Source organism: Paenibacillus sp. MT86, from assembly GCF_058792535.1.
In genome coordinates, this window is sequence record NZ_CM179499.1 from 1,710,188 (window position 1) to 1,730,564 (window position 20,377).

At 53.9% G+C, this 20,377-nt stretch carries 17 protein-coding genes; 14 read left to right on the forward strand and 3 right to left on the reverse strand.

Annotated elements, in window-relative coordinates; translation table 11 throughout:
- Window positions 1-248 precede the first annotated feature (248 nt).
- From AC3RCL_RS07315 to AC3RCL_RS07345, 7 genes are all read left to right on the forward strand, one after another.
- A complete protein-coding gene (locus AC3RCL_RS07315) occupies window positions 249-473 on the forward strand; it encodes a helix-turn-helix domain-containing protein (RefSeq protein ID WP_006208732.1) in 225 nt (74 codons plus the stop codon).
- 278 nt (window positions 474-751) lie between these two features.
- Window positions 752-1,024 carry a hypothetical protein gene (locus AC3RCL_RS07320; protein WP_096775366.1) on the forward strand — a complete coding sequence of 91 codons (273 nt, stop codon included), beginning with the start codon at window positions 752-754 and terminating at the stop codon, window positions 1,022-1,024.
- A 178-nt stretch (window positions 1,025-1,202) separates the two neighbouring features.
- Window positions 1,203-2,996 carry a cache domain-containing sensor histidine kinase gene (locus AC3RCL_RS07325; protein ID WP_492535064.1) on the forward strand — a complete coding sequence of 598 codons (1,794 nt, stop codon included), beginning with the start codon at window positions 1,203-1,205 and terminating at the stop codon, window positions 2,994-2,996.
- Entirely contained in the window at window positions 2,971-3,759 is a 789-nt protein-coding gene (locus AC3RCL_RS07330) for a response regulator transcription factor (protein ID WP_192569344.1), read from the forward strand. Before AC3RCL_RS07325 ends, AC3RCL_RS07330 begins: the two co-directional genes overlap by 26 nt.
- 112 nt (window positions 3,760-3,871) lie before the next feature.
- Window positions 3,872-5,191, forward strand: a complete 1,320-nt coding sequence (locus tag AC3RCL_RS07335) for an extracellular solute-binding protein (RefSeq protein ID WP_096775369.1) — start codon at window positions 3,872-3,874, stop codon at window positions 5,189-5,191.
- Between the two features lie 95 nt (window positions 5,192-5,286).
- Complete coding sequence (locus tag AC3RCL_RS07340) at window positions 5,287-6,168, forward strand: carbohydrate ABC transporter permease (protein ID WP_090910779.1); 882 nt, start codon at window positions 5,287-5,289, stop codon at window positions 6,166-6,168.
- Window positions 6,169-6,181: 13 nt separating this feature from the next.
- Complete coding sequence (locus tag AC3RCL_RS07345; RefSeq protein ID WP_492535065.1) at window positions 6,182-7,066, forward strand: carbohydrate ABC transporter permease; 885 nt, start codon at window positions 6,182-6,184, stop codon at window positions 7,064-7,066.
- Window positions 7,067-7,260: 194 nt separating this feature from the next.
- On the opposite strand, the gene AC3RCL_RS07350 is transcribed toward AC3RCL_RS07345, so the two are convergent.
- Genes AC3RCL_RS07350 through AC3RCL_RS07360 form a run of 3 tightly spaced genes read right to left on the reverse strand, consistent with a single transcriptional unit; the run spans window position 7,261 to window position 9,588 of the window.
- A complete protein-coding gene (locus AC3RCL_RS07350) occupies window positions 7,261-8,646 on the reverse strand; it encodes a nucleoside recognition domain-containing protein (RefSeq protein ID WP_492535066.1) in 1,386 nt (461 codons plus the stop codon).
- On the reverse strand, window positions 8,597-9,340 hold the full coding sequence (locus AC3RCL_RS07355) for a FeoB small GTPase domain-containing protein (RefSeq protein WP_492535067.1): 744 nt from the start codon (window positions 9,338-9,340) through the stop codon (window positions 8,597-8,599). Before AC3RCL_RS07355 ends, AC3RCL_RS07350 begins: the two co-directional genes overlap by 50 nt.
- Complete coding sequence (locus AC3RCL_RS07360) at window positions 9,337-9,588, reverse strand: FeoA family protein (protein ID WP_015733973.1); 252 nt, start codon at window positions 9,586-9,588, stop codon at window positions 9,337-9,339. Before AC3RCL_RS07360 ends, AC3RCL_RS07355 begins: the two co-directional genes overlap by 4 nt.
- 245 nt (window positions 9,589-9,833) lie before the next feature.
- Here AC3RCL_RS07360 and AC3RCL_RS07365 point away from each other — a divergent pair, with 245 nt between their 5' ends.
- The 7 genes from AC3RCL_RS07365 (at window position 9,834) to AC3RCL_RS07395 (ending at window position 20,171) form a co-directional block, all read left to right on the forward strand.
- A complete protein-coding gene (locus tag AC3RCL_RS07365) occupies window positions 9,834-10,880 on the forward strand; it encodes a flavin-containing monooxygenase (RefSeq protein WP_492535069.1) in 1,047 nt (348 codons plus the stop codon).
- Between the two features lie 4 nt (window positions 10,881-10,884).
- Entirely contained in the window at window positions 10,885-11,190 is a 306-nt protein-coding gene (locus AC3RCL_RS07370; protein WP_009591630.1) for an ArsR/SmtB family transcription factor, read from the forward strand.
- Window positions 11,191-11,562: 372 nt separating this feature from the next.
- The gene (locus AC3RCL_RS07375) at window positions 11,563-13,290 is read left to right on the forward strand and encodes a proline--tRNA ligase (protein WP_492535070.1); all 1,728 of its coding nucleotides are present in this window, start codon (window positions 11,563-11,565) and stop codon (window positions 13,288-13,290) included.
- A 634-nt stretch (window positions 13,291-13,924) separates the two neighbouring features.
- Window positions 13,925-14,947 carry an MBL fold metallo-hydrolase gene (locus tag AC3RCL_RS07380; protein WP_492535071.1) on the forward strand — a complete coding sequence of 341 codons (1,023 nt, stop codon included), beginning with the start codon at window positions 13,925-13,927 and terminating at the stop codon, window positions 14,945-14,947.
- Between the two features lie 443 nt (window positions 14,948-15,390).
- Window positions 15,391-16,572 (forward strand): glucose-1-phosphate adenylyltransferase, encoded by a 1,182-nt coding sequence (locus tag AC3RCL_RS07385; RefSeq protein WP_277748286.1) that lies wholly within the window; start codon window positions 15,391-15,393, stop codon window positions 16,570-16,572.
- 13 nt (window positions 16,573-16,585) lie between these two features.
- Complete coding sequence (gene glgD, locus AC3RCL_RS07390) at window positions 16,586-17,689, forward strand: glucose-1-phosphate adenylyltransferase subunit GlgD (RefSeq protein ID WP_090910469.1); 1,104 nt, start codon at window positions 16,586-16,588, stop codon at window positions 17,687-17,689.
- Between the two features lie 37 nt (window positions 17,690-17,726).
- Window positions 17,727-20,171 carry a glycogen/starch/alpha-glucan phosphorylase gene (locus AC3RCL_RS07395; RefSeq protein WP_492535073.1) on the forward strand — a complete coding sequence of 815 codons (2,445 nt, stop codon included), beginning with the start codon at window positions 17,727-17,729 and terminating at the stop codon, window positions 20,169-20,171.
- Window positions 20,172-20,377 lie beyond the last annotated feature (206 nt).

Sequence of the window (20,377 nt, forward strand, 5' to 3'; positions counted from 1 at the left end):
GCATAACGAATGGGATTTCGTTCTGAAAATTATTTTTAAAAATATGAAAAAATGAAGAAAATAATTTTTACACCCCCATCATAGACCAACAAGCGGTGGGAAGCAAGGATAAAAATCGCTGATACGGGCCAAACGCCCAATTTATTCGCCTCTTTCGCACCTTCCCCCCTGATCTGACATAAGATGAGTTGACTGTATCCCTTAACCTTGTTAGACCACACATACCCGGGCAAGGAGGGGTGACACCATTGAAGGGGACCGACCATAACAGCAAGTTCTTGTTAACCCACCGTGAACGCGAAGTGTTTGAATTGCTTGTGCAGGACAAAACGACTCGCGATATCGCCGGGCAGTTGTTTATTAGCGAAAAGACGGTGCGTAACCACATCTCCAATGTCATGCAGAAATTAAACGTCAAGGGCCGTTCGCAAGCTGTCGTTGAGTTGATAAAACTCGGTGAGTTGAAGATCTGACACCATGCCGGTTGCATGAACGAAAGCACAGCGAAAGCCTTCCTTCCCGTTAGCTCGGGAGTGAGAAGGCTTTTTTGTGTTTTGGCTCCAAGAATCCGGTTATCGATGGTGACGGATAATGAGCAGGAACCTCTATTAACAATGAAGATATGGTAAAATGTTCGCAGTTGGTATTGGAGGCAGTACGATCGTTTGGGTCGAGCTTGGAATGCAAACCTGCATTTCGTTTTGTAGCTGTTTTATACAAATAGCCTGCACATGTCGGAGGTGGAATAAACATGGGGTGGATGATCGGGATTACGGCCGGCGCCGTTTTGGTCCTCTTGGTATTGATTGGGTTTGGACGCAAGCGAAGCAGCGGAAGAAAGGGCAATGTCATCCAGCTGAAATCCAAAACGCGAACGAGCAGCGGGCAGCGTGGACAAGCCTGCAGCAAGTGCCGCCGCAAGCGTCCGCTGACCTTTTATGCGGATGATTCCGGTGCCGTAAGAGGGCTGTGCACCGATTGCAAAAAGGAGCTGGGTCGTCATCAGGAATTGTATCCCGTATAGCGGAAGTTTCAGCGGTATATAAGAGGAAGTGCGAGGGAAAAATAACCTGCCCGCACTTTCTCTTTTTTAGTAATAAAGTACATATAGCTTCCGCCCGTGCAGATGAACGAGGACTCCCTAACTTCTTCAAGATTGTGTATAGTGAATTACAGCTCCAAGCGAAAGGGAGGGTAAGCACGTGAACAGGTTTGGCAGTCTGAATACGCTGCGGAATCAAATCTTCCTCGGGTTTATGCTGGTGATGATCATCGTGTTGGCATTAGTCGGGGTTTTTGTATATGACCAGGTTTCCGCCCTTCTGCGCAACAGTGCCGAGAAACATATCCAGCAGACGGCCGTGCAGGCCACGGGCAAGCTGGATGCGCTGCTTAAGCAGGTGGATACGCTGACGGCCCAAGTGTCCACGAACGCAACGGTTCAGCGTTATCTCGCGCAGGAGACCGCAGGTCATCCGATTACGTTCGGAGAACGGCAGTCCCTGCAGCAGGAAGTGCGCAAGTATGAGGCATACGCTACGGGCATCCGGTCGCTTGAATTGTATACAACGGATTATCGGCGGCTGTTCCCGCTCGACGAAGGCAGTTTGACCAGCCGGGTCGGGGTCGATTGGATTATAGCGGCTGACAAGGGCATGGGGAAGCTGGTATGGTTCGGCCAGGATCCCCGGGATCCGGACGTGGTGGTAGCGGTACGCCGAATCCGGCTGATCGACCATTCTTTTGCGCATGGCGGATACCTGCTCGTGAAGCTGGAGAAGGACTATTTTGCGCTAACGGATTCTGCCGGCGGCATGGGCGGCGATTCGCGTGAAACGATGGGGCTGTTTGATCAGGCGGGCCATGAGATCTCGTCGGATTTTGCGACGGCGGTGGATTCGAGGGCGGTTCTGCACCGCGAAGGAGAGACCGTTACGGTCGGCGACGAGGACTATATCGCCGTACAGAGGCAGTCTGCGGCAACGGGCTGGAATTTGGTCATCCTGACGCCCGTAGACTATACGACCGAAGGGATATCGGTGCTGCGGACCGCGATTATCGTATCCGGAGCCGTCGGTGCGCTGCTGTTTCTGATCTTGAGCTTTATACTGACGACGATGATCATCCGGCCGATTCTGAATTTGATCAAAGCCATGCGCGGCGTGAGGCTGGGAACGCTGAAGCCCATTGCCGTCACCTCGAAGACGATGGAGATCAATGAGCTTAACAATTCGTATAACCAGATGGTGGATTCCCTGAACGAATTAATCGAGGTCGTGTATCAGAAGGAGATCATTCAGAGCCGGACGGAGCTTAAAGCGCTGCAGGCGCAGATCAATCCGCACTTTCTTTTTAACACCTTGGAAGCGTTTTACTGGGCGCTCGACGATCAAGGCGAAGAAGAGCTGGCCCAGATCGTGGTCGCCATGTCGGGATTATTCCGCTACGTCATCAACCGCAAAGACGAGGATGAATGGGTATCGGTGCGGGACGAGCTGGATCATGCCGAACGTTATTTGATGATTATGAAAATGCGGATGCTCGACCGGTTATCCTGGAGAATCGAGGCGGACGAAGCCAGCAAGAACGTGCCGATTCCGAAGCTGCTGATCCAGCCGATCGTGGAAAATGCGATCCTGCACGGCGTTGAGCAGCGACTGGGGCCAGGCACCGTCATTGTGCGCGCGCAAGCCTCCGATCAACCGGGTTACACGGTTGTTTCGATAACCGACGACGGGCCCGGGATGGACGAGGAGACCGTAGCCTCGTTATATTCCTCCATGGAAAAAGGGTATGCGGAATCCGCTAAAAAAAGCGGCGTCGGCATAGCCAATGTCGAGCAGAGAATCCGGCTGTATTACGCTTCCGAGCAGGCCGGCCTGCGCATTCACAGCGTGGTCGGTCAGGGGACGACCATTTCATTTCAAATACCGAACGATTTCCCGGCTATCGACGGGGAGGGGGAAAAGCATGAAAACGATACTGATCGTGGATGATGAACCAAGAACGAGGGAAGGGGTAAGAAAGACCCTGGAGGCGTGGTCGTCCGGCCGATGCAAAATCGTGACGGCTACAAGCGGCGTAGAGGCGCTGGAGTGGCTGCAGGAGCAGGTGGCGCATCTGGTGGTAACGGATATCCGCATGCCGGAAATTGGGGGGCTGGAGCTGATTGAGCGATTGCATGAACTGGAGCATCCGCCAGTCATTATCGTCATATCCGGCTACTCGGAGTTCGACTATGCCCGCAAAGCGCTGCAATACGGGGTAGTAGATTATCTGCTGAAGCCGCTGGATAAGCGGAAGCTGGTAACCGCGGTTGAATCGGCGCTGGAACGGCGGGAAAAGATCGATCGGATTGAGCGGATGGAGAAACTGGTCGACCCCAAGCTGCTGGAGGCGGCGCAGCAGGATAAGGGATACAGCGTCCAGGTGCAGGAAGCGCTGAAGTACGTGGATCAGCATCTTCAGGAACCGGTATCGCTGAAGGAAGTGGCGGAGGTGCTTCATCTGAATTCCAGTTATTTCAGCGTGCTGTTCAAAGAGCAGACCGGGCTCACGTTCAGCGAGTATCTGACGCGCCGCAGGGTGCAGCGGGCCAAGGAACTGCTGGCGGGGACGCCGCTGCCGATCTCGGAAATTGCGGAGAAGGTCGGATACCAGACGGCGAAATATTTCGTGAAAGTGTTCCGGGACCTTGAGGAAGTAAGCCCGAGCCAATATCGCCAAAGCGTATCCGATAACGGAGAGGAAATCCAATAAAAGTGGAATTAGTCCCAATCATTATGACCTTATACAATCTTCCCCTCACTGATAAAATTTGATTAAAGCGGTTTCATAACGCGAACAGCATACTAGAAAAGGGGTTGTAAACGTGTTCAATAAAAAATGGACGGTTCTGCTTTTGACATTGTGTCTCGCTCTGGTTGCAGCCGGCTGCGGATCGAACAGCAGCAGCACGGGTGAATCGGGCAGCGGCGCTAGCGAAGGCGATAAAGTTACGGTAAACTTCATGCACTTGTGGCCGGCGGGCGTCTCGGCGGGACAGAACAAAATCGTGAATCAGATCATCGAAGAATATCAAAAAGAGAATCCGAACGTGACGATCAAACAGGAAGTTCTGGATAATGAGCAATACAAAAACAAACTGAAGGTGCTTTCCGCATCGAACGAGCTTCCGGACGTAGGCGTGACCTGGGCAGCCGGATTCCTGAAGCCGTACGTGGAAGGCAACCTGTTTGCACCGGTCGACGATTTGCTGGACGGCCAGCTGGGCGACAAGTTCGTGGCGGGCACAACCGAGGCTTATGCGATTGACGGCAAAACGTATGCGCTTCCACTCGAGTTCAATATCGCTCCGGTTTACTACAACAAGGCGATATTCGAACAACACAACCTGGAGATTCCGCAAACCTACGAAGAATTCAAGACGGTCGTGAAAACGCTGTCCGATAACGGAATTGCTCCGATCGCGCTCGGCAACAAGGATCGCTGGACCGGATCGCTCTGGTACATGTACCTGGCAGACCGGATCGGCGGACAAGAAACGCTGGCCGGTGCAATCAGCGGCTCTGGCTCGTTTAAGGACGAATCGCTCGTCAAGGCAGCCGCCGAAGTTCAATCGCTGGTCGATGGCAACGCGTTTGTCAAAGGCTTCAACGGCTTGTCCAACGAGGAAGCGAAGTCGGAATTCCTTAACGGCAAAGCGGCCATGTACATGATGGGTACCTGGGAGCTGCCGAACTTCACGACGAATGAAGAGATTCCGCAAGAATTCCGCGACAGCGTCGGATTCTTCAAATTCCCGACCGTCGAAGGCGGCAAGGGCGATATTAACAGCTGGGTAGGCGGACCGGGCGTCGGCTTGTTCATCGGCGAAAACTCGAAGGTGAAGGAAGAGTCCAAGAAATTCGTGGAGTATTTCGTGACCAAGTGGGGCGAGCAGTCGGTAACGGGTGCCGGCGTCATCCCGGCAACCAAGGTGGATACCTCGGCGCTTGAGCTTCCACAGTTGTACATTGATCTGTTCGATGAAATGAACAAAGCTAGCAGCATTACCTTGTTCGCGGATGTGCAAATGCAGGCGAATGCCGCCGAAACGCATCTGAACATGATCCAGGCGCTCTTCGGCAAAGCCGTCACACCTGAGAAATTCTCCGAAGAGCATGACGCAGCGATTTCCAAAGGGAACTAAGACTCGGGACAACGATGAAACAGGATGCGATTTATCCGGCAGCGATGCCGGATAAATCTTTCCTCAAGACCATAGGAAGAAAGGAGTCGGACACTTTGGATAAAGTGATGTCCAACAAAAAAATCATCGCGCTGTATGTTCTGCCTGCACTGCTTGTGATCATGGCTGTCGTGTATATTCCGATCATGCTAACCGCCTATTACGGACTGAACGAATGGAACGGAATCGGTGCGATGACCTTTATCGGGCTGGATAATTACCAGGCCCTGCTCTCGGACGGCAAGTTCTGGGACAGTGCATGGCACTCCCTGCTGTTAGCCGTATTCTCGGCTGCAAGCCTGATGATTTACCTGGCCGTGGCGATGGTGCTGGCCTCCAAGATCAAAGGCGCCAACCTGTTCCGCAAAATCTATCTCATTCCGATGCTGCTGTCCTCCGTTGCCATCGCGCAGCTTTGGCTGCGCATCTATCACCCGACGAACGGGATCGTGAACAGCTTCCTGGAGTCCATCGGGATCACGAACCCGCCCGCATGGCTTGCCGAACCGTCGCTTGTATTATTTGCATTGTTTATTCCGATTTTGTGGCAGTATGCCGGTTTTTATATCTTGATCTATTATGCAGCCTTGAAGAATATCCCGGCCTCGCTGGTTGAAGCAGCTAAAATCGATGGGGCAACCTCCTTCCAAATAGCGTTCCGAATCAAGCTTCCGCTCATCATGGAAGTGATCAAGGTGACGATCGTGCTGGCGGTGGTAGGTTCCTTGAAATACTTCGACCTCATCTTCGTCATGACGGACGGAGGGCCTAACGGCGCGAGTGAAGTCATGGCGTCCTACATGTATCATACGGCTTTCCGCGCTTATGATTTCGGTTACGGCAGCGCGATCGGGTTCTTCCTGCTTGTGATCTGTCTGATCGTAACGTGGGTCATTCGGAAATTAACGGCATCGAAAGAAACGATCCAATATTCATAAGGAGGGATGCTTCATGATATCCGGAGCCACTGGACAGCTCCAAGAAGGGCGTGATCGGTCCGGAAACGGAGCGGGCGGCAAGATCGGATACGCGCTGTTGTACATCGTGCTGATCGGCGTAGCCGTATTCCAGCTGTTCCCGCTCGTATGGCTGCTGCTGTTCTCTTTGAAAAACAATCAGGAAGTATTCGATCTTCCGCCTCTGTCCCTTCCGATGAATCCGCGCTGGGAGAATTACGAGAAGGTATGGAGCGCCGGCAACATCAGCGTTTATTTTCTGAACAGCGTGTGGATCACCGTTGTCGCGACTGCGCTTACGGTCATTCTGGGAAGTCTCGTCACCTTCGCGATTACGAGAATGAAATGGAAGGGCAGCTCATTCGTGCTCGGGTTGTTTATGGTGGCCATGATGATTCCGGTTCACTCTACCTTGATTCCGCTGTTCAGCATTTTTAACAAGGTCGGTTTGACCGATCATCCGGTTTCTTTGATATTGTCGTACGTGGCTTTCAATATGCCGATCACGATCATGATTCTGCTCGGATTCTATTACACGCTGCCGAAGGAAGTGGAAGAGGCGGCGGTCATGGACGGCTGTTCGGTTCACCGGGTCTTCTTCCGGATCGTGCTTCCGATGACGGGCTCGGTGCTGGCGACGACTGCCATCATTAACATGATTTATAACTGGAACGAATTTATCTTCGTGAACACGTTCATCAGCTCGGATATGTTCAAGACGCTGACCGTCGGCGTCCAGAACTTTATCGGTCAGTACACGACCGATTGGGGCGCTATCGGCGCAACCCTGATGATCAGCATTTTGCCGATCCTGCTGATGTTCCTTTTCCTCAGCGATCGTATCGTGGAGGGCATTGCGGCGGGTTCTGTTAAAGGTTAAGTTTCTTCGAACTCATTAATATTCGGATAAAAAAAACGAGCCGATTCAAGGGATTTCTTGGAGCGGCTCGTTTTCTATTGCATAATGTTTGGCTTGCAGGGCCGCTTGCCATAAAAAAGGCATCCAAGGTTGGATTAACCTTGCGGATGCCCCGTACATGATGAAACTAACTTTTGCCTGCCGAAGCCTGTCGTTTAAACCCATCCCAATGCCCGCGCCGCCTGGGCGACCAGGAAGGTCACGCCGATGGCGATGGCCGTCGGAATGGCAAAGGACAGGAACGTCCACTTCGCGCTTTTCGTTTCCTTCCAGATGTTGACGAGCGTGGTTCCGCAGGGGTAATGGAGCAGCGAGAACAGCATCATGTTCAGCGCGGTCAGCCAGGTCCAGCCTTGGTCCAGGAAGATTTGCTTGAGGGCAAACATATCCTCCACCTCCGTCAGGGAGCCTGTTGCCAAATATCCCATCAGCAGGATCGGCAGCACGATCTCGTTCGCGGGAAGCCCGATGATAAAGGCCATCAGAATGAAGCCGTCAAGTCCGAGCGCGCGTGCAAACGGGTCAAGGAAGCTTACAAAGTGAATCAGGATGCTGGAATCCCCGACGTAGATATTGGCCAAAATCCAGGTCAGCACGCCTGCGGGCGCTGCGACGATGATGGCTCTGCGCAGGACATAAATCGTTTTGTCGAGCGTAGACCGGAGTATGGTATTCAGGATTTTCGGTTTGCGGTATGGCGGCAGCTCCAGCGTGTAGTGGGAAGGAACGCCTTTCAATGCCGTCTTCGATAATCCCCATGACACCGTAAGCGTGACAACGACGCCGATCAACACCATGCCCATGACAACGGAGGCGGTCACGAGCGTCTGGGCTCCTCCCGAAAAGCCGGCCGCCATGAACAAGGAAGCCAGCAGGATCAAAGTCGGCCAACGACCGTTGCAGGGCACGAAGTTGTTGGTCAGAATGGCGAGCATCCGCTCCCGCGGCGATTCGATAATCCGTGTCGACATAATGGCGGCCGCATTACAGCCGAATCCCATCGCCATGGTGAGGGACTGCTTGCCGTGCGCTCCCGTTTTTTTGAACAGTCGGTCCAGGTTAAAGGCTACCCGCGGCAAATAGCCGTAGTTCTCGAGCAGCGCGAAGGCCGGGAAGAAGATGGCCATGGGTGGCAGCATCACGCTGACAACCCAAGCGGTTCCCCGGAACAACCCGAGTATCAGCACGCCATGGAGCCAGTCGGGAGCATGGATGGCCTGAAAAGCCAGGGTCAGGTATCCTTCAACCCAGCCAAAGAAACTGGCCAGCATGGAAGAGGGCACGTTTGCCCCGGCGATCGTCAAGTAAAAAATAACGCCGAGCATGGCCAGCATGATCGGGAATCCCCACAGCTTGGAGGTGAAGATGTGGTCCAGCCGCTCGGAACGGTACAGCAGCTCCCGGTTGGTTACGGTGACGGCGTCGCTGCACAGCTCCCGGGATTTTTTGAATAACTCGCCCACGATGTCTTCCCGGACATCCTCAACCTGATCAGAAGGAATGGCCGCTGTTAGAGCTTCCAAGCGCCTTAGCTGTTCCAAGTGAAATCCCCCCTTTATCCGCGGCCTTTAATCTCTCTTTCAACGTCGCAATCAGCTTGCGGTCTCCGTCGAGAAAGCGGATGGCCAGCCATCTGGCCGGATATTCGTCCCCGACAACGTCTCGTAATTGGGACTCTAATCCCGAAATTTGCGCCTCCAGCTGTTCGTTGTATTTCATCCGGTAGGGCTTGGTCGGAGTCTGTCCCGAGGACATCAGCAGCTGTTCGGACAATACGTCCAGCCCCTCGTTGTTTCTGGCCGATATGGGAATGACGGGAACGCCGAGCTGATCCGCCAGCTTGCGCGCGTTAACCTGAATTCCTTTTTTCTTCGCTTCGTCCATCAGATTCAGGCAAACGATGACGCGGTCGGTCATTTCCAGCACTTGAAGGGCCAGGTTAAGGCTGCGCTCCAGCGCGGTTGCATCCAGGACCAGAAGGGTGACGTCCGGTTTCTCGAAAATAATATAATCGCGCGCCACTTCTTCATCGGCCGAGTTGGAGAACAAGGAGTACGTCCCGGGCAGATCGATGAACTGGAAGCGGGCGTCTTTGTATTCGTAATGGCCGCTCGCGAGACTGACCGTTTTGCCGGACCAGTTGCCGGTATGCTGCTTCAAGCCGGTGAGCGCATTGAAAAGCGTGCTTTTTCCCGTGTTCGGGTTGCCCGCCAGCGCGACGGTATACGTTCTCATGATGATATCACCTTACCCCATATTAACTGGCTCTCTTCTTTTCTTAACGCAATGACGGTGCCTGCTACTCTATAAGAGGTAGGATCTCCGAGCGGGCTGGCCTTCAACACTTCGATGACGGAACCCGGAACGAAACCGAGGTCCAGAAGCCGCCGTTTATGTTCGCCGCGGATATCCACCTGTTCAATCAAAAATCGCTCTCCGAGAGCTGCCTGATGCAGATGCTGCCGATGTTTTGTCTCATCCATAAAGTTTAACCTCTCCCTAATAAATTGGGCCGAGCATATATTGTTTCCTTGAAGCAACTTTATGCCTATAGTATGACCGAATGCGTGTATTGTCAACTGGATTCATCAGATATTTATTCCGGTTTCATGCGGATGGTCCCCATGCAGCTTCCCTTGGAACTTCCATTTTATGCTTGAAAGGGAAGCAAGATGCGTGTAATATTTATATATGAGCAATTACTCATATAAATAAGGGGGATTCCTATATGGTTTGGGATGTTATCGTAATCGGAGCGGGACAGGCGGGATTGGCATCCGGCTATTGGCTGCAGCAGGCGGGGATGAAGTTTCTGATGCTGGATCGGGGATCGGATGCGGGGGAGGTTTGGAAGACGCGGTATGATTCCCTGAAATTGTTCACGCCCAGAACGCATAGCGCGCTATATGGGATGGATATAGAGGGGGATCCGCACGGGTTCCCGGATAAAGATGAAGTGGCTTCCTATTTGAAATCCTATGCGGCACGGTTCAGGCTGCCCATTCAGTTCGCGACGAATGTAACATCGGTCCGCAAGGAAGGTGGAATGTTTATCGTCGATACCGATCGCAAAAGCTTCCATACCAAGGCGCTTATTATCGCAACCGGACCGTTTCAGCAGCCTAGAATCCCTGCGTTTGCAGCCTCTGTTCCGGGGGATGTTCTCCAGCTGCACTCGTCCGAGTACAAGAGGCCTTCCCAGCTTCAAGAGGGCGATGTGCTTGTCGTTGGCGGCGGAAACAGCGGGGCGCAGATCGCGGTGGAATTGTCCGTGGACCGGGAGACGTATTTGGCGCTTGGGCAGCCGCCGCGGTATTTGCCAATGGCTCTTTGGGGGAAGGGGATGTTCTGGTGGCTGGACAGGCTCGGCGTTCTCTCAGCCAGCAGTTCCTCCTGGGTGGGACGCAAGCTGAGGGGCATGGGGGACCCGATTTTCGGATATGAATTGAAACAAGCGGTCAAGTGCGGTAAAGTGGTGTTGAAAACGAGAGCCGTTGGTGCCGGCGCTTCCGGCATGCGATTCGAGGATGGGACGGCGTTAAAGGTCCGGAACATCGTCTGGGCTACCGGCTTTGCTGCCGGCTATGATTGGCTTCATATAGAGCAAGCGTTGGATCGCAAGAAGGCACTTATTCATACACGCGGCATCAGTCCGGTGAAGGGGCTGTATTATGTAGGCTTGCCTTGGCAGACGCATCGGGGCTCCGCGCTGCTGGCAGGAGTTTCACGGGATGCCCGCCAAATCGTTCAAGCCATTATGGAGAAGAGGGGATAAGTTTATGGAAAAAGAACACCATGAGCTGCTGCACGAAGACCAGGCCATGGAAGCGTCACGACTCCTGAAGGCCATTTCGGATCCGACGCGGATCCGGATTCTTCATTTGCTCTCACAGGAAGAATGCCCTGTCGGTCATATTGCCGAGGTGCTTGGCATGAGTCAGTCGGCGGTATCCCATCAGCTTGGCTATCTGCGCAGTTTGAGACTGGTCAAATACCGAAGGGACGGAAATATATATTATTACACGTATGAAGATGAGCATGTTATCGGGATTTTGCAGCAGGTGCTGGACCATATCGCTCATTAGAACATCCCGTCCTATTGAGGCTTGACATTCCGGCCGCACGGCTGTAATGTATTGGAAAATGAAATTCCGTGAATAACCATCATCAAGGACATGAGAATGCAAGATTCGGCGAGACAGAGAGGAAGCCCACGGCTGAAAGGCTTCTCCCCGCCAGGCTGCATTCTTCCTACCTTGTAGTTGCCCGCCGTAACCAAGCGGCGCCGGTTTGGCCCGTTACCGCCGCATGAAGCATCTTGCTAGAAGCGTCCAGACGGTCTGCAAGATGGAATCAGGGTGGTACCACGAGCACATTCGTCCCTAGGAGGCGAATGTGCTTTTTTTGCGTGCGGCTGGTGCTTATTCATGGATAGTAGAAGAAGGAGTATGAGGAAGATGCGGCAAAGCCAATTATTGATGACCACGATGCGCGATGTGCCGTCCGAGGCGGAAGCACTGAGCCATCAATGGATGCTCCGCGGCGGATATATCCGTCAAACGGCGGCAGGGATCTATTCGTACCTGCCGCTGGGCTGGCGGGTCTTGCGGAAGATCGAAGCGATCATCCGGCAGGAAATGGACGCAGCAGGCGGGCAGGAGCTTCTCATGCCCGCTGTCCAGCCCGCCGAGCTGTGGAAGGAATCGGGCAGATACGAGGTATACGGCGCGGAGCTGATCAGGCTCCATGACCGCCATGACCGTGAATTCGTGCTTGGACCAACCCATGAAGAAGTGATTACGTCCATCGTACGCCAGGAGATTTCCTCGTACCGGAAGCTGCCGGTCAACCTGTACCAGATTCAGAGCAAATACCGGGATGAGCGACGCCCTCGTTTTGGCCTGCTCCGGGGCCGGGAATTCCTGATGAAGGACGCGTATTCCTTCGATCGGGACTGGGAGGGACTGGACGCGTCCTACCGGAACATGTATGACACGTATGAGCGAATCTTTAGCCGCTGCGGTCTGATGTTCCGGGCGGTGGAAGCCGATGCCGGCGCGATTGGCGGACAAGGGGAGACCCATGAATTCATGGCACTGGCCGACATAGGGGAGGATACCGTTGTATCCTGCAGCGATTGCCGTTATGCGGCGAATTTGGAACGTGCGGAGTCCGCGGCTCCGGGAGAGCCTGATGCCATGCGGGATTCCGTAAAAACCGGCGGCAGCTCAGCTATGGAGCGCATATTCACTCCTGGAGTAAAGAGCATTCAGGAACTGACGGATTTCCTCCAGGTCGGTGTGGAGCAATTGATGAAGACGCTGATTTACCGCGTGGACGGGGAACTGGTTGCAGTGCTTGTCCGCGGCGACAGGGAAGCAAACGAGACCAAGGTGAAGTCCTACTTGGGAGCAGAAGCTGCGGAAATGGCGAGTGCCGAAGAGGTCAAACAGGCGACAGGAGCACCTGTCGGGTTTGCGGGACCGGTTGGCTTACAACTAAAGATCATGGTCGATCATGAAGTGGCCGCCATGGCGGAGGGCATTACCGGTGCGAACCTGGAGGACACCCATCTGAAGGGGGTCCGCCCGGGACTTGATTTCTCGCTGGATTACGTCGGCGATTTCCGGAATGTGACGGAAGGAGAGCCTTGCCCGCGCTGTGGAGCACCGCTGCAGTTTCATCGCGGGATTGAGCTCGGGCATGTTTTTAAGCTGGGAACCAAATATAGTGACGCCATGAACGGCAAGTACCTGGATGCCGACGGCCGGGAAAAACCTCTGATCATGGGATGCTACGGTATCGGCGTTTCCCGCGTCATGGCGGCCATTGCCGAACAGCGAATTTCGGATGGACATTTGGTCTGGCCGATGTCCGTCGCTCCGTTCAGGGTCCACATCATCCCGGTTGCGGTGAAGGATGAGACCCAGATGCAACTGGCCGAGCACATCTACCGCGAGCTGAGCGGTGCTGGTCTTGAGCCTCTTTTGGACGACCGGGACGAACGGGCCGGGGTCAAGTTTAAGGATGCCGACCTTGCGGGCGCTCCGCTGCGCATCATCGTCGGGCGCGGTGCGGCTTCGGGGGAGGTTGAATGGATGGGCGAGGATGGAGTCAAGATCAGTTTGCCTGCCGAGGAAGCAATCCAGCGTTCCCGCGAGGAGGCAGCCCGTCAGCTGAAGTGAATGCTGTGGAGCCTCTCAGTATGAGGCGAGGATTCATGTAGTTGGAGGATGATGAGAAGGAATGAGCTTCGAAGATCATGAAGTTGCAGAACGTGCAATTCCCCCGGAGAGGGATTTCGTGGATCGAAAAGAGAGTTTGCACACCTTTCAAGACTCTAAAAACGACTTACAGGATGGATAATGGAGCGTACGCAGCTAGCTCTAGAGAACCTACGGTTTCCGTAAATGGAGAAGGCATCCCCAAGGTTGTATGACCTTAGGGGATGCTTTTTCGTTTATGAAGATGGTTCGTTTGCTAATAAGCCATAAGGAGCCGACCAGATGTTTAACGCTTTATGATGAAGTAGCATGAAGCAGCGGAGCGAACGAATCGATTCCGGAAAAGCGGCAGCAGCGATTGGAGGAACGATACGTACGTGCAGCGTCCTTTAATGGAACATAGTAACCCGCTCACATCAATCTTTGAATCCTTGTACTAACATTGCTGCAACCCTGACACCTTATCTTTCCGAAACCGACACTTCGGCAATGCGAGCAAACAAACCACCGCAGCCTTCTATACATATCCCGATTACAAGCTTATGATGAAGGAGTCGGATAATAAGTCATACTGCGGACGGAGGTTACATCTACGATGAATCAGGAAGAGAAGGGCTCCAGCCCGGATATTCATTATATAGAAGAGCATCAGCTCAGTCAGGTAAAAATTGCACTGTCCAACCCGTTACGATGGGTGAACAGCTATGTGCTGCGGGGAGATGACGGGGTGACCGTCATCGATCCGGGGCCGCGCACGGCTTCCTCGGAGCGGGAATGGCTGGCGGCGATGGAGCAGCTGGAGATGGATTTTAGCGACATCGTCTCCATCGTGCTGACCCATCATCACCCGGACCACTACGGGCTTGCCGGGTGGTTTCAGGAACGCTCGGGCGCGAAGGTGTGGATGTCAGAGCGGGCGCATCGGGAAGCGATGCTGATGTGGGGAGCGGATTCCTCGATGGATCGTGCGCTCCCCGCGTTCTTTCGGCAGCATGGCATGCCGGAAACCAAGCTTGCCCTGCTGCCGGAGCATCTGAACAGCTTCTTTCCCCAAGTCGCGCCGCAGCCGGAGATCTCGTTCATCGGGGAGGACCTGCCGTTCCGGATGGGGAACCGGATCTGGATGCCGGTGCAAACGGCCGGCCATGCGCCGGGGCATCTGTCATTCTTCCATGCGGACAGCGGCGTCCTGTTATGCGGCGATGCCGTGCTGCCGCAAATCTCGCCTAACGTGAGCCTGCTGCCCGGCAGCGACGCCGAGCCGCTGGCACTTTTCCTTGCAGGGCTACGCCGCCTGCGGGAGCTGCATGTCCGGACGGCGTATCCCGGACACCGCCACCCGTTCACGCATTTCCGTGAACGGATCGACGCGCTCCTCCTCCATCACGAGGAGCGCCTGATCACCATCGCCGGCATGCTGAGCGCTGCCGGACGGCTCACCGCCTACGAGGTCTGCACCGCCCTCTTCGGCGATAAGCTCGGCATCCACCAGCTGCGCTTCGCCATGTGCGAAGCGCTGGCCCATCTCGCCGAGCTGGCCCGGCGCGGAGACGCCGCGATGATCGAAACCGGGGACGGAATGTGCTATTTTTCTGTACGGAAACCGCCGCATTCCTGATATAATCAAGACATGAATAAAACCGTCTTCTTGTACGTTGGCTTCCATCATGCGTAGAAAGGGCGGTTTTTTGTTTAATAGATTCAGAAGGCTACATAATGGAGCATCCGATATTTTGAAGTGGCCCTTAGGCTGCTGGCGTAACGGCCGCGATCAGGATGCTTGGCAAGTGTCTCCACGGCCTTTTTTTAGAGAAGAGAAGGCAGGTGATACCTAAGATGGGGGCGGCCTTTCCTCATTCGAGTCAGAGTTTCTCTCTACCCCGCATATAGTTGATGTACCTTTGCTGTTTGGCAAGGCATTCCCTCAAGCGCTTTTTTCTTTAACACTGATCACCATGATCCACCCGCCATTTTTCGTATCGAAGCGTTCCCTTGGTTCACTCTGCAATTTTCATGTTATAGGATTCGTATCTCATTAAGCCCCTCAAAGGAGAATCTGTCATGAAGAAAAAGGAAGTAGTCGCGATGCTGCTCGCAGGAGGTCAAGGCAAACGGCTGAAGGGCCTGACCAAGACGCTGGCCAAACCGGCCGTTTATTTTGGGGGTACATACCGGATCATTGATTTTCCGCTGAGTAACTGCTCCCATTCGGGAATCGACACGGTCGGGGTACTCACCCAGTATGAGCCTCTGGTTCTGCATTCCTACATTGGCGTAGGAAGCGATTGGGATATGGATCGGCTGAATGGGGGCGTTTTCGTGCTCCCGCCGCATGAACGCGAGGACGGGACGACCTGGTACCGCGGGACGGCGGATGCGATCTTCCGGAATCTCAAGTTTATCGACCAGTATGATCCCGAGCATGTTTTGATTTTGTCGGGTGATCACATCTATAAGATGGATTACGACCGCATGCTGGCTTACCACAAGGAGAAAGATGCCGATTGCACCATCTCCGTCATCGAAGTAAGTCTGGACGAAGCGAAACGGTTCGGCATGGTGAACACGGATGAGGACTACCGGATTTTCGAGTTCGAGGAGAAGCCGGCGCATCCGAAGAGCACAACGGCTTCCATGGGCGTTTATCTGTTTCGCTGGAAGCTGCTGCGTTCTTATTTACTGCAGAATGCGGACCTTCCGGATACGAGCCATGATTTCGGCAACGACATTCTGCCGAGGATGCTCGCGGACGGCAAAACGCTGTATGCTTATCCGTTCGAAGGGTACTGGAAGGACGTCGGCACCATCGAGAGCTTGTGGGAAGCCAATATGGATCTGCTGAGCGAGCAGCCCAAGCTGGATCTGAACGATCCGCTGTGGCGCATTTACACCCGGAATCCGAATCAGCCGGCAGAGTATATTTCTCCGAACGGCGTCGTCCGGAACAGCATGATCAACGAAGGCTGCACCGTGTGCGGCGAGGTCGAGCATTCGGTCCTCTTTTATGGCGTGGAGGTGGGGGAAGGCAGCGTCATTACCGATTCCGTCATCATGCCCAAGGTACGCATCGGCAGCCATGTTCGCATACACCGGGCGATCGTCACCGAGGACATGGTCATTCAAGATCATGCCCGGATCGGTCCGCCGCCGGAAGATCCATCCCAGATTGTGCTTGTAAGCGGTCATGATGAAGACGTCCTGAAGCTGCTTCAATCGTCTTCGTCCCACAATAATCAAGGTTAGGGCGGGTGCGCAGATGAGAGAACTCATGGGTATTATAAATTTGGAGCATGAACGGGATGTGCTGAGTGAATTGACGTATTACCGGTGCGGGGCCGCCGTCCCTTTCGCGGGAAGGTACCGTCTGATCGACTTTGTGATGTCCAATATGATGCACGCGGGCATTGAGGATATCGCCCTGTTCGTTCGCAGGAAGTACCGCTCCTTGATGGATCATCTGGGCGAAGGCCGGCCGTGGGATATGCATCGCAAACGGGGCGGCCTGTTCATTCTTCCGCCGGATTGGAACGATGAAACGGATGTGTCCGCCGGCGAGCTGCGGCATATTTATAACAATCTCGATTTTTTTGAGCGGGGGGCGGCGAAGTTTATCGTGCATTCCGGCAGCCAGCATATCAGCACGGTGGATTTGAACGAGGTGTACGAGTACCATCTGGAGCAAGGCGCTGACGTAACGCTCGTGTATACCAGGGTGAATGCACCGAGGGAGGAGCATCGTTCCTGCGCCCGCCTGGAAGTTGACGAGGACGGCATGGTCACGGACATTCATTATGAACACAAGCATGATGCGGTATATATGGAAATGTTCGTGATGGAGAAATCGCGCTTTCTCGAGATGGCCGATCATTGCATCGCCCATGGCGGCAACAACTTTTTTCGGGACGCGATCATGCAAAACCGGCACAAGCTGAACATTGCGGGATATGAATACCTCGGATATCACGCAGTGATCAACTCCCTGGAAAGTTATTACCGCACGAGCATGAACCTCCTGAATCCGAAGGCGTATAACAGCTTGTTCCGCAAGCAGGCGGTCCACACCAAGATCAAGTACGAGGTTCCCGCCAAATACCTGAATTCGGCCGATGTAAGCAATGCGCTGGTCGCCAACGGCTGCCAGATCGACGGGGAAGTGAAGAACAGCATTCTGTTCCGCGGGGTACAGGTGAAGCGGGGCGCAAGCATCCATAACTCCATCATTATGCAAAAATGCGTCATCGGCGAAAACGTAAGGCTCGAGAACGTCATACTCGATAAAGATGTGATCATCTCTCGCGACCATAAGCTCCAAGGCGATTTTCGCAAACCTTTTGTCATTGCCAAGGACATTTCGATCTGATTCTAAAATAAAACGATCCGTCAGGAGGAACTTTCTTTTGTTTAACAACAAGGAAACATTCAAGCAGGTCTTTACGGAGCAATTGGTGAGTCGGTTGGGGAAGGGACTTGAGGAAGCAACGGCTGAGGATGTTTACAAAATCATCGGCGGCATGATCCGAGAATATGTCGGACGGGAATGGGCCGATGCCAACCGGATATACCGGGATACCGGGCAGAAGCAGGTGTATTATTTCTCTCTGGAATTTTTGATCGGCCGGCTGATGGGCAACAATCTGCTGAACCTGGGCGTGCTGGATATGGTCCGCAGCGGCCTTATGGAACTGGGATGGAATTTGAATGAGATCGAGGAGCAGGAGCCGGACGCGGGCCTAGGCAACGGGGGGCTCGGACGCCTTGCGGCGTGTTTTCTCGATTCGTTGGCATCGCTTAGCTATGCAGGCCATGGCTGCGGCATCCGGTATAAGTACGGCCTGTTCGAACAGAAGATCATCGACGGCCATCAAGTGGAGCTGCCCGACAACTGGCTCCAGCGGGGGAACGTCTGGGAAGAACGTCGGGCAGACAAGGCGGTGGAAGTTCGCTTCTGGGGCCGCGTGGAGGTGGACGTGCAGGAGGGGCGGACCGTGTTTCGCACGGCGGACTACGAACGGGTCCTGGCCGTGCCTTATGACGTGCCGGTCATCGGTTACGGCGAGGGGCAGGTGAACACGCTGCGGCTGTGGAGCGCCGAGTCCGCCTCGGATATATCCAGAATCCGTTCGACCCATCATCATAACAGCTATTATAAATTTTTGGAATACAACCGTTCGGTCGAATCGATATCGGAGTTTTTGTACCCGGATGATTCGGCATACGAAGGCAAGCTCCTTCGCCTCAAGCAGCAGTACTTCCTCTGTTCGGCCGGCGTTCAGAGCATTCTTAGAACGTTCGACAAGCTGGGCAAAACCTATCATGAGCTTCCCGAACATGTTGCCATTCATATCAATGATACCCACCCGACCTTGGTGATTCCGGAGCTGATGCGAATTCTGATCGACGACAAAGGCTTCGGCTGGGATGAGGCGTGGGACATCACGAGCCGGACCGTATCGTATACGAACCATACGCTGCTTAGCGAAGCGTTGGAGAAATGGCCTGCCGGCATGGTCCGTGAGCTGCTGCCGCGCATTTACATGATCATCGAAGAGATCAACAAGCGCTTCTGCGGCATGCTGCTGGACCGTTATCCTGGCGATCATGAGCGCATCTCCCAGCTCGCCATCTTGGAAAGCGACCAGATCCGCATGGCCAATTTGGCGATCGTGGGCAGCTATCACGTGAACGGCGTGGCCGCGCTGCACACGGAGCTGCTGAAGACGCAGGTCATGAAACCATTCTATGAGCTGTATCCGGAGCGTTTCAGCAACAAAACGAACGGGATTACCCACCGGCGCTGGCTGATGCACAGCAACCCCGGCCTGAGTCAATGGATCTGCGATGGTATCGGCGATTCATGGATTACGGATCCGCGTCGGTTAATTCAGCTCAAGGGACTGAAGAACGACTCCGCCTTCCAGCAGGGCATTCAGCGGATCAAACGGAGCAATAAAGAGCGGCTTGCCGATTATATCGCGAATAAACAAGGGATCGCGGTCAATCCCGATTCCATATTCGATGTGCACGTGAAGCGGCTGCACGGCTATAAGCGGCAATTGCTGAATATTTTACGCGTCATGCATGTGTATAATGAGATTAAGGATCAGCCGGGCATGGAGCGCGTTCCCCGTACCGTCTTTTTTGGCGCCAAGGCAGCGCCGGGTTACTATCTGGCCAAAAGCATCATCAAACTCATTAACGTCGTTGCGAATGTCGTGAATAAGGATCCGCAGGTCAATGACAAACTGCAGGTGCTGTTTCTTGAAAATTATTCGGTCTCACTCGCGGAGAAGATTATTCCGGCAGCCGATGTAAGCGAGCAGATTTCCACGGCCGGCAAGGAAGCCTCCGGCACGGGAAACATGAAGTTCATGATGAACGGCGCGTTGACCATCGGAACGCTGGATGGGGCTAACGTGGAAATGTTCGAGCTGCTCGGCAGAGAGAATATGTTCCTCTTCGGATTGGAGCTGGAGGACGTGTTAGCGTATTACAGGACGGGGGCTTATGTATCCAGGGAGCGGTATGAGCAGGATCCGAGAATCGCCCGCGTGCTGAATCAGTTGATTTCCTCGGGCCCGTTCTGCTGCCACGAGCTGGAGTTCGGGCAGATCCTGCAGTCCCTGCTGGACCATAATGACGAGTTTTTTGTGTTAGAGGACTTTGCCAGTTATGTCGCAACCCAGTCGGCCATTGATGATGCTTATTTGAATGCCCGGTCCTGGACCGAGAAGTCGATCGTCAATATCGCGCACTCGGGACATTTCTCGAGCGATAATACGATTCACCGCTATGCCTCCGACATCTGGAATGTTTCGCCTGTGAAGGTTGGCCTGAAGGGATAGTCAACGATATCGATGCTCAAAAAGGAACCCCGCCATAGAAATGGCGGGGCTTTCCATAGGTCCTCTATTGGATTGTGCTTCAACATAACATATGATCGAGACTCGTAAAAATGAATAGATAGATTTACCGATTGATGTGAAGGGGCCGCCCGATTTTTCATGCGGTGACCAGCCTTCTTATAAAGGAAGAAACTCAGCTTTCGGGT